At 63.9% G+C, this 1,384-nt stretch carries 1 protein-coding gene; it reads right to left on the bottom strand.

Translation table 11 applies throughout. The features are described from left to right. The coding region (locus tag V5T82_RS18070) for a FecR family protein (RefSeq protein WP_332897073.1) at window positions 1–1,384 on the bottom strand (1,384 nt) is incomplete at both ends.

The raw sequence follows: 1,384 nt of genomic DNA, 5'->3' as shown, positions 1-1,384 counted from the left end.
GCTTGTTGGGCTTGTTGTTGTGCAGCCTCAGCTTGAGCGGCGGCTTGTTGAGCTTGTTGTTCTGCGGCCTGGGCCTGGGCCTGGGCAGCAGCTTGCTCGGCGGCGGCGGCTTCGGCGGCGGCAGCTTGTTCGGCAGCGGCTTGTTCCGCAGCAGCGGCTTCAGCGGCGGCGGCTTCGGCGGCAGCCTGGGCTTCGGCGGCGGCGGCTTCGGCTTCCGCGGCGGCAGCTTCGGCAGCAGCCTTGGCTTCGGCCGTTTCAGCGGCTTCAGCAGCGGCAGCGGCCTCGGCGGCGGCTTGTTCGGCAGCAGCGGCCTCGGCTTCGGCGGCGGCGGCGGCTTCGGCCTCTGCGGCTGCGGCGGCTTCCGCTTCGGCGGCGGCAGCTTCGGCGGCAGCGGCTTCTTCAGCTGCGGCGGCTTCCGCTTCGGCGGCGGCGGCAGCCTCTTCTTCGGCAGCGGCGGCTTCTTCTTCGGCGGCGGCGGCTTCCTCTTCAGCGGCGGCGGCTTCTTCTTCGGCGGCGGCGGCTTCGGCCTCGGCGCGTTCAGCTTTTTGTTCAGCGACCTTCGCGACGGCTTTCACAACCTTGGTCAAAGCTTTGGCGTGGGCCTGTTGGACTTGTTGTTCGGTCAGAACTTGAACCGTACCGACACTGCCATCCGCACCGATGGACGTGGTTGCACCGTATTGGTTCAACGTGACCGAGCCCGACGGCGTCTGCAACACGATCTCACCGATGTTGCCGTCCACGTCGTTGACCAGCGTCGCGTTTTTCACCCCGCCGTCTTCGCCCATTTCGATGATCAAGGTCGAGCCGCGAATACCGATGGTCGCCGTCGGCGTCGACAGCGACATGGCGTCAGGCGACGATTTTGCGACTTGGCCGCTGACCATGGAGAACACACCTTGCACGACTTGCGCGTTGAAGACGCCTTCTTGGGTGTCGGGGTCATAAACCATTTCGTCCATGACCATGCGCCCGTCGTTTTCCAACGAGAACACCGTGTCATCGACAAAGATCACACTGAGGGAACCGTCACTGCCGGTCTGGATCACGTCGCCTTGATAAATTGCAGCCCCTTGGGTGAGCATTTCTTCGGTGCCGTCCGGGCGCACCACGGAAACCGCACCTTCAGCATCACTCACCGAGCCAATGGATTCGCCCAGGGTTTGCACACCCGCCGTTGCACCGCCAATACCATCGACGGCGATTTGAGCGACTTGCGCGGGCGCCATGGGTCCGGCCAAGGCACGTACCGTGCCGGCAGCCAGCGTTGCCCCACCTTCGGAAACCAAGGCGGGCGGTTTCAAATGGAGGAAATAATCGGGAATAACAACGGTGCCGATTTCAGCACCTTCTAGGACCAGATCAAAGCCTTCGCGCGCATAAT

The sequence above is a fragment of the Magnetovibrio sp. PR-2 genome (genome assembly GCF_036689815.1).
GTDB lineage: Bacteria > Pseudomonadota > Alphaproteobacteria > Rhodospirillales > Magnetovibrionaceae > Magnetovibrio.
This window is presented reverse-complemented; position numbering and strand designations above follow the sequence as displayed.